Origin of the sequence: Thermosediminibacter oceani DSM 16646 (genome assembly GCF_000144645.1) — a bacterium.
Lineage (GTDB): Bacteria > Bacillota > Thermosediminibacteria > Thermosediminibacterales > Thermosediminibacteraceae > Thermosediminibacter > Thermosediminibacter oceani.
The window spans coordinates 164092-179235 of record NC_014377.1; the positions used below are offsets into that span (position 1 = coordinate 164092).

The 15144-nt window shown below is 50.9% G+C and carries 12 protein-coding genes, 3 rRNA genes and 1 other annotated feature; of the genes, 12 read left to right on the top strand and 3 right to left on the bottom strand.

Going from position 1 to position 15144, the window contains the following annotated elements:
• Positions 1–123 precede the first annotated feature (123 nt).
• The 11 genes from TOCE_RS00860 (at position 124) to TOCE_RS00905 (ending at position 10307) form a co-directional block, all read left to right on the top strand.
• Positions 124–1482 carry a stalk domain-containing protein gene (locus tag TOCE_RS00860; protein ID WP_013275007.1) on the top strand — a complete coding sequence of 453 codons (1359 nt, stop codon included), beginning with the start codon at positions 124–126 and terminating at the stop codon, positions 1480–1482.
• 108 nt (positions 1483–1590) lie between these two features.
• Positions 1591–1848 (top strand): hypothetical protein, encoded by a 258-nt coding sequence (locus TOCE_RS00865; RefSeq protein ID WP_013275008.1) that lies wholly within the window; start codon positions 1591–1593, stop codon positions 1846–1848.
• Between the two features lie 258 nt (positions 1849–2106).
• Positions 2107–3626 (top strand): 16S ribosomal RNA (locus tag TOCE_RS00870).
• A gap of 107 nt (positions 3627–3733) precedes the next feature.
• Positions 3734–6698: ribosomal RNA gene (locus tag TOCE_RS00875) — 23S ribosomal RNA — on the top strand.
• Positions 6699–6794: 96 nt separating this feature from the next.
• Positions 6795–6909 (top strand): 5S ribosomal RNA (rrf, locus tag TOCE_RS00880).
• The 16S, 23S and 5S rRNA genes sit together here, the layout of an rRNA operon.
• Positions 6910–7058: 149 nt before the next feature.
• Positions 7059–7220 (top strand): hypothetical protein, encoded by a 162-nt coding sequence (locus TOCE_RS12215; RefSeq protein WP_013275009.1) that lies wholly within the window; start codon positions 7059–7061, stop codon positions 7218–7220.
• Between the two features lie 32 nt (positions 7221–7252).
• Positions 7253–7642 carry an MATE family efflux transporter gene (locus TOCE_RS00885; RefSeq protein ID WP_041423810.1) on the top strand — a complete coding sequence of 130 codons (390 nt, stop codon included), beginning with the start codon at positions 7253–7255 and terminating at the stop codon, positions 7640–7642.
• Positions 7643–7862: 220 nt separating this feature from the next.
• On the top strand, positions 7863–8453 hold the full coding sequence (locus tag TOCE_RS12220) for a FeoB small GTPase domain-containing protein (protein ID WP_013275010.1): 591 nt from the start codon (positions 7863–7865) through the stop codon (positions 8451–8453).
• Positions 8431–9900, top strand: coding sequence for a ferrous iron transporter B (locus TOCE_RS00895; protein ID WP_013275011.1), 1470 nt, complete (start codon positions 8431–8433; stop codon positions 9898–9900). Before TOCE_RS12220 ends, TOCE_RS00895 begins: the two co-directional genes overlap by 23 nt.
• A 1-nt stretch (position 9901) precedes the next feature.
• Positions 9902–10087, top strand: coding sequence for a hypothetical protein (locus TOCE_RS00900; protein WP_013275012.1), 186 nt, complete (start codon positions 9902–9904; stop codon positions 10085–10087).
• Positions 10077–10307, top strand: coding sequence for a FeoA family protein (locus tag TOCE_RS00905; RefSeq protein ID WP_013275013.1), 231 nt, complete (start codon positions 10077–10079; stop codon positions 10305–10307). Before TOCE_RS00900 ends, TOCE_RS00905 begins: the two co-directional genes overlap by 11 nt.
• Positions 10308–10325: 18 nt before the next feature.
• On the opposite strand, the gene TOCE_RS00910 is transcribed toward TOCE_RS00905, so the two are convergent.
• Both TOCE_RS00910 and TOCE_RS00915 read right to left on the bottom strand, forming a co-directional pair.
• A complete protein-coding gene (locus TOCE_RS00910) occupies positions 10326–11330 on the bottom strand; it encodes an AIR synthase family protein (RefSeq protein ID WP_013275014.1) in 1005 nt (334 codons plus the stop codon).
• A gap of 11 nt (positions 11331–11341) precedes the next feature.
• Complete coding sequence (locus TOCE_RS00915; RefSeq protein ID WP_013275015.1) at positions 11342–11833, bottom strand: ECF transporter S component; 492 nt, start codon at positions 11831–11833, stop codon at positions 11342–11344.
• Between the two features lie 123 nt (positions 11834–11956).
• Positions 11957–12161 (top strand) — a binding site (T-box leader).
• 52 nt (positions 12162–12213) lie between these two features.
• Between TOCE_RS00915 and serS the strand changes: the two genes are divergently transcribed.
• On the top strand, positions 12214–13494 hold the full coding sequence (gene serS, locus TOCE_RS00925) for a serine--tRNA ligase (protein ID WP_013275017.1): 1281 nt from the start codon (positions 12214–12216) through the stop codon (positions 13492–13494).
• 162 nt (positions 13495–13656) lie between these two features.
• Here the strand turns inward: serS and TOCE_RS00930 are convergent, their stop codons facing one another.
• Positions 13657–15117 (bottom strand): IS1182 family transposase, encoded by a 1461-nt coding sequence (locus tag TOCE_RS00930; RefSeq protein ID WP_425358461.1) that lies wholly within the window; start codon positions 15115–15117, stop codon positions 13657–13659.
• Between the last annotated feature and the right edge of the window lie 27 nt (positions 15118–15144).

A 15144-nucleotide genomic window follows, 5' to 3' on the forward strand; every position in this document is an offset into this window, starting at 1 on the left:
GTCCTTTGTGGAATCAGGTCTATGCTGAAGCCATCAGGGATAAAAGTCGATGCGGCTTTACTACAATGCTTTTATGAAAGGAGAGTTAAAAATATAAATAAAAATATATCAGGAGGTACTGGTATGATGAGATTAAAGTTTGTCATATGGGGCCTTATTTTTTTGCTGGCCTGGCCGGTGCCCGCTAAGGCTGAGCCCGCTTTTAAACAAAAACCGCAAGACATAAGGGTATTGATTGAAGTGGAAGGCTATAAACTTGCAAAGTACGAACCCGTTGAAGGTACATACCTTGGCGCATACGTTTATCAGGACACACTGATAAAGGGTGACATGAAGGAATTCAACCGGCTTACCGGGAAAAAACATGCGTCGTTCTTCCTCTACGTGGGTTACGGCCAAAAGTTTCCCCAATGGTGGATAGACCAATTAAAGGAGGTAGGAGCAGCGGCCCACATCGCCTGGGAGCCCAACAAAGGTCTGGATCAGGTAAAGGACGATGAATACCTGCGGGGATTTGCCAGAAAACTGAAAGAGGCGGGCATACCGGTTTTTTTGCGTTTTGCCTCGGAAATGAACGGCGACTGGACCGCCTACAGCGGAGACCCAAAAAAATACATAGAAAAATGGAGGCTCGTCCATGATGTGATGGAGCAGGAAGCTCCCAATGTGATGATGGTGTGGACCGTTTTCACCTTCCCCCAGTCTACTATAATAAAATATTACCCCGGTGACGAATACGTGGATTGGGTGGGAGTAAATATATACAATGTGGTCTACCATAATAACAATATAAAGCACAAAGCTTCCCACGAAGACCCATTGGAACTTCTGGACTACGTCTACGATACCTTCAGCATGAGAAAACCCATCCAGATATCGGAGTATGGCGCCACGCACTATACCGTAACCGATGGTAAATATTACGAAGACTTTGCAATACAAAAGATAACGCGCATGTACAACGGCATAAAGACAAGGTATCCCAGGGTCAAGTCCATATTCTATTTTAACGTGAACAACCTGGCCAACGCCCCTGAAGGGCGCAGGATAAACAACTACGCCATTACAGATAATAAAAGGATTTTAGGCACTTATTCAGAATTGATAGAAGATCCTCACTTTTTAAGCGACATAGGGCCCAACCTCGAGGGCAGAACTGATAGGGAATTGATGCACGTAAGAGACGGGGTGCACATAGTAAAAGGAAAGATTTTTGTGTCTTCCCGGGTGCTGAAGGAATATATGAAGGCTTCGGTAAACTGGGACTCGAAGAAAAAACAAATCACGATAAAGAAAGGCGAAAGATCTGCCGTATTAAATGTGGTGTCGTATGCCAATGTCCTTAGAGGGGCAAAAGGCGCCTTCACGTTGAAGGGTACATCTTACCTCCCATTGCGGGAGGCGGCCGATGCACTTGGTTATAGGGTAATGTGGGACAATAGTGAAAAGCTGATTAAAGTGGTGCTGGCGGATCGGACTTGACCGGACCTGCCGTCGGAATAAAAGAGGAACTGGACTACCAGGTGGTGGTAATGGGATCGATCCGGAAGATATAGCCGCCGTATCCGCCGCCAGGACGGCCTAAAAACGTTGCTGGTCGACATTCACCTTAAATTACAATTCTCCCTGAAGATCGACATGCACGCCCTGGGCGGCTTTGAGCTCGATCAACCTATAACCGGAAGGGATTACATTCAAATATTAAACAGGATTTTGAAAAGCGATTACGGCGATTACAAAGAGCTTCTGGAGGAAGGGATTATTAACGATTTTGTCGGCCTTTATAAACCAAAACATAAGAGAGCTATTAGGAGCATAAATTATTTAACATCAAATATACCGCATTAAAGACCGATAAATGCGGATAGGGTCATTTGAAAACACGTCAAGGATTATGGTATATTATTTAAGCGCTCACGGGAAAGCCGGAGTCGACGGAAGGCGAAAAAAGAACGCTAAGAAGTTGACAAAAGGCGAAAAACGTGGTAATATAAATAACTGTGGCGCAAGATCCTTGAAAACTGAACAGTGTCACGCCTGAGAGTTTCAACGGACAAAAGGTGTGTAATTGAGATAAGGAAAGCCGAAAGGCTTAATTGGAAGGATTAACCTGAGAGTTTGATCCTGGCTCAGGACGAACGCTGGCGGCGTGCCTAACACATGCAAGTCGAGCGGGGTAAATTGAGTGGTTTTCCACGAGATTTACCCAGCGGCGGACGGGTGAGTAACACGTAGGCAACCTACCCACCACACGGGGATAGCCCTGGGAAACCGGGGGTAATACCCGATACCTTTACTGGCTGCATGGCTGGTAAAGAAAGCGATTTAGCGGTGGTGGATGGGCCTGCGGCCCATCAGCTAGTTGGCGGGGTAACGGCCCACCAAGGCGACGACGGGTAGCCGGCCTGAGAGGGTGGACGGCCACACTGGGACTGGGACACGGCCCAGACTCCTACGGGAGGCAGCAGTGGGGAATCTTGGGCAATGGGGGAAACCCTGACCCAGCGACGCCGCGTGGAGGAAGAAGGCCTTCGGGTTGTAAACTCCTGTCACCGGGGACGAAGAGGACGGTACCCGGGGAGGAAGCCCCGGCTAACTACGTGCCAGCAGCCGCGGTAATACGTAGGGGGCGAGCGTTGTCCGGAATCACTGGGCGTAAAGGGCGTGTAGGCGGGTCTGCAAGTTGCGGGTAAAAAGCCAGGGCTCAACCCTGGAGGTGCCTGCAAAACTGCGGATCTTGAGGGCGGGAGAGGAGAGTGGAATTCCCGGAGTAGCGGTGAAATGCGTAGATACCGGGAGGAACACCAGTGGCGAAGGCGGCTCTCTGGACCGACCCTGACGCTGAGGCGCGAAAGCTAGGGGAGCGAACGGGATTAGATACCCCGGTAGTCCTAGCCGTAAACGATGGTCACTAGGTGTGGGCAGTTGTCAAGCTGTCCGTGCCGGAGCTAACGCAATAAGTGACCCGCCTGGGGAGTACGGCCGCAAGGTTGAAACTCAAAGGAATTGACGGGGGCCCGCACAAGCGGTGGAGCATGTGGTTTAATTCGAAGCAACGCGAAGAACCTTACCAGGCCTTGACATGCAGGTAGTAGCGAACCGAAAGGGGAGCGACCCGAGGGAAACCGAGGGAGCCTGCACAGGTGGTGCATGGTTGTCGTCAGCTCGTGTCGTGAGATGTTGGGTTAAGTCCCGCAACGAGCGCAACCCCTACCTCTAGTTGCCAGCGGGTAAAGCCGGGCACTCTAGAGGAACTGCCGCCGACAAGGCGGAGGAAGGTGGGGATGACGTCAAATCATCATGCCCTTTATGGCCTGGGCCACACACGTGCTACAATGGCCGGTACAGCGGGAAGCGAAGGCGCGAGCTGGAGCGAATCCCTAAAAACCGGTCTCAGTTCAGATTGCAGGCTGCAACTCGCCTGCATGAAGGCGGAATCGCTAGTAATCGCGGATCAGCATGCCGCGGTGAATACGTTCCCGGGCCTTGTACACACCGCCCGTCACACCATGGGAGTTGGCAACACCCGAAGCCGGCATAAGATGCCGTCGAAGGTGGGGCCAGCGACTGGGGTGAAGTCGTAACAAGGTAGCCGTACCGGAAGGTGCGGCTGGATCACCTCCTTTCTAAGGAGCTTGACCGGGCGTGACACTGTTTGGTTATATAAATTTTAGAAGGGAACTGCACCTTGAAAATTACACAGTGGGTATGAAAATGAGCGTCTGAGGCTTTTGGTCAAGCTACTAAGGGCACACGGTGGATGCCTTGGCGCGAGGGGGCGAAGAAGGGCGCGGCAAGCGGCGAAACGCCCCGGGGAGCTGCAAGCAAGCGTTGATCCGGGGGTACCCGAATGGGGGAACCCACCGCAGGAGAACCTGCGGTATCCCATGCTGAACACATAGGCATGGGAGGCGAACCGGGGGAACTGAAACATCTAAGTACCCCGAGGAAAAGAAAGCAACAGCGATTCCCTGAGTAGCGGCGAGCGAAAGGGGAAGAGCCCAAACCCATCATGTGTAAAAGGCCGCCACCGTTGCATGATGGGGGTTGAGGGAGTGCCGGGCCTGACTGGCGGTAAGGCGAGGCGAGCTGAAGGGGTAGCCGAACACCGCTGGAAAGCGGGGCCGCAGAAGGTGACAGCCCTGTAGGCGAAACTCTGACAGCCGTCTGGCACATCCCGAGTACCACGGGACACGTGGAACCCCGTGGGAAGCAGGGAGGACCATCTTCCAAGGCTAAATACCACCTTGCGACCGATAGCGCATAGTACCGTGAGGGAAAGGTGAAAAGAACCCCGGGAGGGGAGTGAAATAGAACCTGAAACCGTGTGTCTACAAGCAGAGGGAGCGGAAGCGACCTCGTACTTTTTGCAGAACGGACCGGCGAGTTACTGTGCCAAGCGAGGTTAAGGTGCTAGAGCACCGGAGCCGAAGCGAAAGCGAGTCTGAAGAGGGCGATAGTTTGGCGCAGTAGACCCGAAACCGCGTGATCTACCCATGGCCAGGGTGAAGCGGAACTAACCTTCCGTGGAGGCCCGAACCACGTTGACGTTGAAAAGTCATGGGATGAGCTGTGGGTAGGGGTGAAATGCCAATCGAACGCGGAGATAGCTGGTTCTCCCCGAAATAGCTTTAGGGCTAGCCTCAACTGGACCTGCTCGGAGGTAGAGCACTGAATGGGCTAGGGGCCGAGAGGTTACCGAACCCTATCAAACTCCGAATGCCGGGCAGAGGATAGTTGGGAGTCAGACTATGGGGGATAAGCTTCATAGTCGAGAGGGGAACAGCCCAGACCGTCAGCTAAGGTCCCGAAGTAAGCCTAAGTGGGGAAGGATGTGGCACTGCTGAGACAACCAGGATGTTGGCTTAGAAGCAGCCATCATTTAAAGAGTGCGTAATAGCTCACTGGTCAAGCGGTGCTGCGCCGAAAATGTAACGGGGCTGAAGGCTTACACCGAAGCTGCGGATGATGGCCGTAAGGTCATCGTGGTAGGGGAGCGTTCCTACTGGGCCGAAGCTTAACCGGAAGGTTAGGTGGACTGGTAGGAAGTGAGAATGTCGGTATAAGTAGCGAGAGGCAGGTGAGAATCCTGCCCGCCGAAAGCCTAAGGATTCCTGAGGAAGGCTCGTCCGCTCAGGGTTAGCCGGGGCCTAAGCCGAGGCATGGAATGCGTAGGCGATGGACAACGGGTTGACAATCCCGTGCCACCCGAGACCGTTTGAGCGAAGGGGTGACGCAGGAGGGTAGGCCGAGCGCGCGGTTGGTAGAGCGCGTCCAAACCCAAAGGCTAGCCAGATAGGCAAAACCGTCTGGCGGTGCTGAAGGGTGACGGGGAGGGAAAAAAAGTACCGAAGCGGCTGAACCCACACTGCCAAGAAAAGCCTCTAGCGAGGTTGAGGGTGCCCGTACTGCAAACCGACACAGGTAGGCGAGGAGAGAATCCTAAGGCGAACGGGAGAACCCTCGTTAAGGAACTCGGCAAACTGACCCCGTAACTTCGGGAGAAGGGGTGCCCGAGTAGCTGGTAGGAAACTGCTGGTGAAAGGGCCGCAGAGAATAGGCCCAAGCGACTGTTTAGCAAAAACACAGGTCTCTGCTAAGGAGGAATCCGACGTATAGGGGCTGACGCCTGCCCGGTGCTGGAAGGTTAAGGGGAGGGGTTAGCGGGAAACCGCGAAGCCTCGAACCGAAGCCCCAGTGAACGGCGGCCGTAACTATAACGGTCCTAAGGTAGCGAAATTCCTTGTCGGGTAAGTTCCGACCCGCACGAAAGGCGTAACGACTTGGGCGCTGTCTTGACGAGGGGCCCGGCGAAATTGTAGTATGAGTGAAGATGCTCATTACCCGCAGCTGGACGGAAAGACCCCGTGGAGCTTTACTGTAGCCTGATATTGGATTTCGGCATTGGATGTACAGGATAGGTGGGAGGCAGAGAACCTGGCTCGTCAGGGCCAGGGGAGCCGCCGGTGGGATACCACTCTTCCAATGCTGAAGTTCTAACCACGAGCCGTAAGCCGGCGGTGGGACAGTGTCAGGTGGGCAGTTTGACTGGGGCGGTCGCCTCCTAAAGGGTAACGGAGGCGCCCAAAGGTCACCTCAGCGCGGTTAGGAATCGCGCGATGAGTGCAAAGGCATAAGGTGGCCTAACTGCGAGAGAGACGTCTCGAGCAGTGTCGAAAGACGGGCTTAGTGATCCGGCGGTACTGAATGGGAAGGCCGTCGCTCAACGGATAAAAGCTACCCCGGGGATAACAGGCTGATCTCCCCCAAGAGTCCACATCGACGGGGAGGTTTGGCACCTCGATGTCGGCTCGTCGCATCCTGGGGCCGGAGCAGGTCCCAAGGGTTGGGCTGTTCGCCCATTAAAGCGGCACGCGAGCTGGGTTCAGAACGTCGTGAGACAGTTCGGTCCCTATCCGCTGCGGGCGCAGGATACTTGAGGGGATCCGCCCCTAGTACGAGAGGACCGGGGTGGACGGACCGATGGTGTACCAGTTGTCTCGCCAGGGGCACAGCTGGGTAGCCAAGTCCGGAAGGGATAAGCACTGAAAGCATCTAAGTGCGAAGCCCACCCCAAGATAAGGTATCCCACCCGAAAGGGGTAAGACACCGGGGAGACGACCCGGTAGATAGGCCAGGGGTGTAAGGGTCGTGAGGCCTTGAGCCGACTGGTACTAATCAGTCGAGGGCTTGACCAAGAAAAAAGCATACCCACTGTGTGATTTTGAGGGTGCAGTATTGACGCACTGAAAAAGAATGGATTAAAATTTGATGTAAAAAAGCGAAAGAAAGATTTCGGTGGCCATAGCGGAGGGGAAACACCGGTTCCCATTCCGAACACACAGGTTAAGCCCTCCAGCGCCGATGGTACTGGGGGAGGTCCCCTGGGAGAGTAGGTCGCCGCCGAAATCTTATTTTCATTTTCTACGCTAAAAAAAGACCTGATCAGGTCTTTTTTTTATCTCAAAATTAATTTTTGCATATTATAAGAAATCTGTTAAACTAAGTTTATGCCGTTGGTTTTTAATACACAAAAGGGAAAGCGTAGGTCTATAAATATGGAGGCCAGAGGCGAAAACACTGAATATCTAGGTGCGGAACTTCAGGAAGAAAATAAGAAGGCAAAGGCCGGCCTGCCGGAGATGGATTTTACCGTTGGCAGTATACCGGCCCATCTGATTAAATTCTCGATACCGCTTACCTGGCCGCCAGGTACCTGAACAGAAAAAATCACATCATGAGCCTGAGGGTTTTGGAGTTCAAGTGCGAAAGAGATATGACGATTGCTGTGTTTACTATTCCCGAAAAACTCCTCGCTCTTTTTACCAGCAATCCCGCTCTGGTTGCCGTGGGGACTGTGATCCTCAGGATATTAGGTGTAGCATATATTCCCTTAGGACTTCTCTGGGTTTCCAACGGCATCCTCCGGGGAGCCGGAAATACCCTCGTACCCATGATTATATCTATATTTTCTCTGTGGGGGATGAGGGTACCTCTGGCTTATTACCTAGCTAATTTTACTCCCCTTAAGAGCACGGGGATCTGGGTTGCCATTTCCTCCAGCATGATTATCAGCCCCGCTTTGACCCTCGCCTACTATTATTCGCGCTGGTGGAAAAAGGCGATGAAAAACATAGCCTGAAGGCGTCTATGAAAGTGGTCATCAAATTAGAGAAAACACATTGATTTAGTAGTAATTAAATAATTGACAAGGGCCGCCCGATGTCATATAATAAAAGTGGGCCCGATGAAAACGTTTCTCAATTATCCCGGGAATAAAAAAACAGACCGCTTAGTAAATAAATAATGAAATTAATTTTTTTGCACTACAAATGAGAATGATTTTCAAGGAGGAAGGGTTCATGGACTGCTGCAGCCAAAAGGGAAACGTATTATCGAGATTTTTCAAGAGAAAACAGGACAATTCTTTTTCCCACCAGAACTGCAATACCAGGAAAAAATTGGTGTTGGTAGGGACACCTAACGTTGGAAAAAGCGTTATATTCAACAGACTCACCGGGGCTTACGTGACGGTGTCCAATTATCCGGGCACTACGGTGGAGATATTCAGAGGTACCGGCCGGATCGGCGGCGAAATATTCGAGATAATAGATACGCCTGGCATGTATTCGCTGATGCCGATCACCGAGGAGGAGAGGGTTACAAGGACGCTGCTGTTCAACGAAAACTTCGACATCGTGGTACACGTGGTGGACGCCAAAAATATAGAGAGAATGCTTTCCATGACCATGCAGCTGAAGGAAGCGGGGCTCCCCGTAATGCTGGTTGTGAACATGATGGACGAGGCGGAAAGGCTAGGGAGAAAAATCGACCTGGACAGGCTGTCAGCACTGCTGGATATACCCGTGGTGGGGACGTCTGCCGCTTTGAACAGAGGTATGGATCAGATGAGGAGGAAGGTGGCGGAGTATGTCAAAAAACGAGTTGCTTGAACATAATGTACATCCCTTTAAATACCACGACGACATAGAAAAGGCTTTGGAAGAGATAGAAAAGCTATTGAAATCGAATTACAAAGTTTCGAAGCGTTCCGTGGCCCTGCTGCTTTTGCAGGACGACGAAGAAATAACGGAACTGGTGCGTTCGAGGGAAAACTCCTTCCCGGAAATACAGGAGGTTATAAATAGGACCCGGAAGAAATTTTCGGAACCGCTGCATTTCGTGATAACAATGCAGCGCCAGAAAAAAGTAGATGAAATAGTGTCCCAGGTCGTGAAAGCAGGGGACAGATCAAGGTCATCCATAGGGTCCTGGTTGGACCGCATAACCGTTCAACCGGTTACGGGAATACCCATACTCCTTTTGGTGCTCTATTTTGGGCTTTACAAATTCGTCGGCGAGTTCGGCGCCGGCACTCTTGTTGATTTCATAGAAGGCAACATATTTGAAAACTATATCAACCCCTGGGTGAACTCTGCGGTGCAAGCTTACATCCCCAACAGGGCCGTCCAGGAGCTTTTGGCTATGGAATACGGCATAATAACTCTGGGAATAAGGTATGCGGTAGCCATAATACTGCCCATCGTAGGCACCTTTTTCCTGATGTTTTCGGTGATCGAGGACTCCGGTTACCTGCCCAGGCTTGCGCTCCTGGTAGACCGGGTGTTCAAGTCCATGGGTTTAAACGGCAGAGCCGTAATACCCATGACCCTGGGATTCGGCTGCGACACCATGGCGACCCTGGTGAGCAGGACACTGGAGACCCGGCGGGAGAGGGTTATAGCCACGCTGCTTTTGGCCCTGGCGATTCCATGCTCCGCACAGCTTGGAGTTATACTTGGGTTGCTGTCGGGCAGGCCGGCGGCCCTGGCTATATGGGCGACGTTCGTAGTTTTAGTTTTCCTGCTGGTGGGATATCTTGCGGCACAGGTGCTGCCCGGAGAAAGGCCCGTATTCTACATGGAAATACCTCCCCTTAGGTTGCCGAGACTCGGCAATATTATCGAAAAGACGGTTTCCCGCATGCAGTGGTATTTCCTTGAGATCGTGCCCATATTTATAATCACCAGTGTGCTCATATGGATTGGTAGAATGACGGGAATTTTCGACGCGCTTATACGGGCGACAGAACCCCTGATGCAGGCCCTGGGCTTACCGCCCGAAACGGCACAGGCTTTCCTGTTCGGGTTCTTCCGCAGAGACTACGGCGCAGCCGGCCTTTACGATCTTCAGAAATCCGGGATCCTGAACGGTGCGCAGATGCTTGTGGCGTCGGTCACGCTGACACTGTTCGTGCCGTGCATAGCCCAGTTTACTGTAATGCTCAAGGAGCGCGGCGTTAAGACGACCCTGGCCATCGTAGCTTTCGTATTTCCCTTCGCCTTCCTGGCGGGATATATATTAAACTTGATCCTGAAGTTGGCCGGGGTGGTGTTGTAGCATGAAGTGCGGTTTTTGCGGTTACGAATTCGACGAGGAGGAACGGGGAGCCAGGACCTGCGGCGGCTGCCCCATGAGCGGCCGCTGCGGAAAGGTGAAGTGCCCCAGGTGCGGTTACGAGATGGTAAAACCCAGCGGACTTTTCAAATGGTTGAAGCGCAGGAGGGAAAAGATAAATGGCAGGTGAAAGGAATCTTACCCAGCTGAAAATTGGAGAACAGGCAGTGATCGCGAAAATAAACGCCCCAAACGGCGGAATTCTCAAAAAGCTCATGGCTCTGGGGGTGCTTCCCGGGGCGAGGGTATCCCTGGTGCAGAAATTCCCCTCTTATGTCATAAAGGTCGGCAATACCCAAATAGCCGCCGATGAAACCATCGCAAAGAGCATAATCGTTATAAAAAATTAAGTGCCGGATTACGGCACTTTAATTTTTCTTTTTGTTTTTCACGTTTTCTATAGCTCTGTAAAGTTCGTCCCTTTCCGGAGGCACTATGGGAATCTTTTTATCGGCGTCCAGAATGAACCTGCCCCCGTCGGTGACCTTCCCTATGACCGTTGCCGGGATAGACTTTTCCCGAAGGGCATCCACCACCTTCTGTCCATCCCCGGAGCAGATGAGCATGGACCCGCTGGAAATGAGCCCCAGGGGGTCTAGCTCGAAAGCGCGGCATACTGCTTCGGTTTCGGGAAGGATCGGGATTCTCTCGCGATATATTTCCATACCCACGCCGGACGCCTCGGCCAGCTCCCAGAGAGCCCCCAGAAGGCCGCCTTCGGTGATATCGTGCATTGCGGTGGCTCCCGCACCGGCCGCAGTGAGGCCGTCCTGAATGACGCTGATGTCATCTACAAAGCTCTGGGCCCTTTTGATCACTTCGCCGGGGAGCTTACCGCGCAGGTATTCCTCAAAATCCAGCGCCAGCACTGCGGTGCCTTCAAGGCCGATAAATTTGGTGACTATCACATCGTCTCCGGGACTTGCACCGGCTGAGGTAACAAAATTGTCCCTTTTTGCCATGCCTATGGCCGTAGCCGAGATTACCGGTTTTGTTACGGCAGGAGTGACCTCGCTGTGGCCTCCCAGCACTTCTATTCCTATTTTTTGGCAGGCTTTATGTACGTTCTCCATGATCCGGAGCAATGTATCCTCGCCGCTTCCCTCAGGCAGGAGCAGGGTGACCAGAATACCGATGGGGCGGGCACCGCAGGCTGCTATATCGTTGCATGCCACAAAGACGGCCAGATACCCGCCCGCCGTGTCGGCGCCTGTAATAGGGTCTGTAGATACGACGGCTACGTACTCGCCGAAGTCTATTATACAGCAGTCCTCGCCGAATCCCGAATGTACCAGCACTTCGCTCCTTTTTTGTCCCAGGAAAGGGTACACGGCTTTCTTTAGGATATCAGGAGGTACTTTACCGGTTTTCATAATCCACCGCCTTAGAAATTATCTTTATCTTCAAAGGATAATTTTTTCAACCTCCGGTGCAGGAACAGGGCAATGACGGCTCCCACCGAAACCTGGACAAAGTCCCCGGCCAGCTCTATCGGTACCGCCCCGATACCGTAAAGCCTCCAGGCGGCTATGGCGTACCCGGTCATCATAAAGGCAGCCCCCAGAACCACGCCGGTATACGGATTGGACCTCTGGGCAAAGGTGCCGGCTATGAAACCCTCGATACCTTTGATAAAAAATGTAATAGGGGCCCATACCGGGTAACCCTTCAGAATGTCGGCCAGGGCTGAACCCACACCGCCTATTACTGCCGCAGGTATACCGCCGTAAATCAGGGCTACGAGGTATATTATCGATTCTCCGAGATTGAAGTACAGGTTAAAATTAGGTACGGGGAAGCTCAGTAAGTATGTAGCTATGACGAGCAGGGCCATGAAAAGACCCATGAAGGCAAGTTTTTTGATGGATTCGCTCATACGTATACCCCCATCTCCGCTTTCTTTTGTTTATTATTGTTTATTATACTATAAAAAAAGGCAAACTGAAACTAAAAGTTGATTTTTCCGGAAAGTTTGATATAATAATTTAAAAAATATAGGCAAAATGCGATGAAGGGGAAAAGCCGTACCTTCTCCTTTAAGAGAGCCGGCGGCTGGTGCGAGCCGGTAAGGGGATATGCGGAATTCCGCCCCGAAGCAGCACCTTCGAACATGCACAGCATTAGTAGGAGGTGCCGGCCGATGCCGTTACCTACGTTGAGCAACAAGAAGGGTGGCACCGCGGGAAAATCCTCTCGCCCCTATGGGGAGAGGATTTTTTTGTTTATATTATTGAATATAAAAAGGGAGGTTATGTTATGTTAGATATTAAAATGATCCGTTCAAACCCCGATGAAGTGAAGCGAGCACTGGAAAAGAGGGGTACCCAGGCGAACCTTGAAGAGTTTTTAAAGCTCGACGAAGAGCGAAGAAACCTCTTGGTCGAGGTAGAGCAACTCAAAAGCCTGCGCAACAGGGAGTCGGAGGAAATCGCCCGCAGGAAGAAACAGGGTGAACCGGCCGACGACCTCATACGGCAGATGAGGGAAGTATCCGACAGAATCAAGGAAATGGACGAGAAGGTCAAAGAGATTGAGGAAAAACTGGAACAGATCCTGCTCATGATCCCAAACATACCCGACGAATCGGTGCCGGTGGGAGAAAGTGACGCCGATAACGTGGAAATGAGGCGCTGGGGCGAGCCCCGAAAGTTTGACTTTGAACCCAAGCCTCACTGGGAATTGGGTGAGGCTCTGGACATATTGGACTTCGAGCGGGCCTCCAAGATAACCGGCTCCAGATTTGTGGTTTATAAGGGGGCCGGGGCAAGGCTGGAGAGGGCGTTAATCAACTTCATGCTGGACCTCCATATAGAAAAACACGGGTATAAAGAGATATTCCCGCCCTTTATCGTAAACCGGGCCAGCATGACGGGCACCGGCCAATTGCCGAAATTTGAGGAGGAGGCATTCAAGCTCTTCAACAATACGGATTATTTCCTTATTCCTACCGCGGAAGTGCCGGTGACGAATCTACACGCGAACGAGATCCTGGAAAAAGAAGACCTGCCCATATACTACGTGGCCTACAGCGGCTGCTTCAGGGCCGAAGCCGGATCAGCGGGCAGGGATACAAGGGGAATCATAAGGCAGCACCAGTTCAATAAAGTAGAGTTGGTAAAGTTTACCGAACCTGAAAAGTCCATGGAAGAACTTGAAAAACTCACCGCCGATGCGGAAGAGGTGCTGCAGCTTCTGGGACTGCCCTACAGGGTCGTGGCGCTCTGCACCGGCGATCTGGGATTCGCCTCGTCTAAGACTTACGATATCGAGGTATGGATGCCAAGCTACAACCGCTACGTGGAAATCTCGTCGTGCAGCAACTTCAAGGATTACCAGGCCCGCAGGGCTAATATCAGATACAGGCCGGAAAAGGGTGCCAAACCCCAATACGTCCACACCCTTAACGGCTCCGGACTGGCGGTTGGCAGGACGACCGCAGCCATACTGGAAAACTACCAGCAGCCCGACGGATCGGTAGTAATACCCGAGGTGCTGAGGCCGTATATGGGCGGCATGGAGGTAATAGCTAAAAAATAATGCAAAAATGCGCCAAAAGGCGCATTTTATTATTGACTCTTTTGCCGTTTATCAATATAAAAATTAAAAATCAAATATTCGGTAGGCACCCCGTTTTTTGGGTCGAAATAAATAAAAAATAGCGCACCGGGAGGTGCGCTCAGCTTGTAGACAAAGCCGCTTTTAGGATGCATAACCTAAAAGCGGCTTTTTGTTGAAGGCGAAGAAAATTTTTAAGAAAAACGAATGTAAAGCGGGGACTGTTGGCGGAAACGTTCCCCGTCTTTTCTTCCATAAAGCCAGCTTTTTTAAATTCATGCATGCGAAAAGAAGCGTGAGGTAATGTCCAACTTTCCTCAAGCCTCGTAGATTTGTATAGCGCATGCCATGCTTTTCCTTCGCATCGGCAAATACCCGCTCGATGGTCTGGCCGCGCATTTTGTATAGTTCTTTACCCCATTGGGTGTGTCTTATATCTTCCGCTATTTCTATGTAATGCTCCCATATATGCCGAGTTATGATTTTTGTGTAATTTTTACTTTTGGTGCACTGTAGGCGCATGGGACATTTACAGCATATTTGGGGGTTGCTCCTATATTCCCGGTATCCCGCCCGGTTGGTGGTGCTGTATTCTAATATTTGGTTGTTGGGGCATATGTAACAATCATAATATTCGTCATAGACGTATTCGCGTTTTTTAAAGTAGCCATCTTTGGTCATCGGCCTCTTGTAGGGCATAACGGGAAGCGCTCCTGCCTCAATGATTTCTCTGCATATCCCGGGGGTTTTGTAGCCTGCATCAACCACTACCGCCTCTATTTTAGAAAATTTATCGTTTACTTCTTGAAATAAATCGGAGAATACCTGGCTGTCATGAACATTTCCAGGTGCTATTTTGACACCAAGGACAAAGTTGTTCCGGTCACAGGCTACAGAAGCTGTGTAGGCAAAGCAGCGCTCTTTTTCCCCTTTTTGAAACATCCCACTTTCAGGATCTGTGGTGCTTACCCTGACTTTTTTAGAGCTATTTTCTCCTTTGTTGTTATCGTCATCATCATCTTCTTCTTCAAAGGGCTTTTTACCGTTTGCTTCCCGTTCGGCGTTGATTTCTTTTAAAAGTTCTTCCTTATATTTTTGAGTCCGTTGCTTAGCGACTTTCTCGATATATTTATTCTTATTGGCACTGGCTTTTATGTGAGTAGCATCGATAAATACTGCATCTGTTTTAACAAACCCGCATTCTATTGCTTCCATCAACACCCGCTCGAATATCTTTTCAAATAGATCACTTTCCTTAAACCGCCGTTCATAGTTTTTTCCAAAAGTTGAAAAGTGAGGTATTTTTTCTTGTAATCCATAGCCTAAAAACCAACGGTAAGCTACATTGACTTCTACTTCTCTGATGGTTTGGCGCATGGAGCGGATTCCATACAATGCTTGGAGCATGAGTAGCTTAATTAACACTACCGGGTCAATACTAGGTCTTCCTGTATTTTCGCTATATAGGTCTTTTACTTCTTCATATATGAAACTAAAGTCGATGCTTTCTTCTACAGCTCTAAGGAGATGGTCTTGAGGCACCAGGCTATCGATGCTTACTAATTCTACTTGCTTTATTATTTCTCTATTTTTCTTCGTTAACATTTCATCGCCCCACAATATTTTTGTATC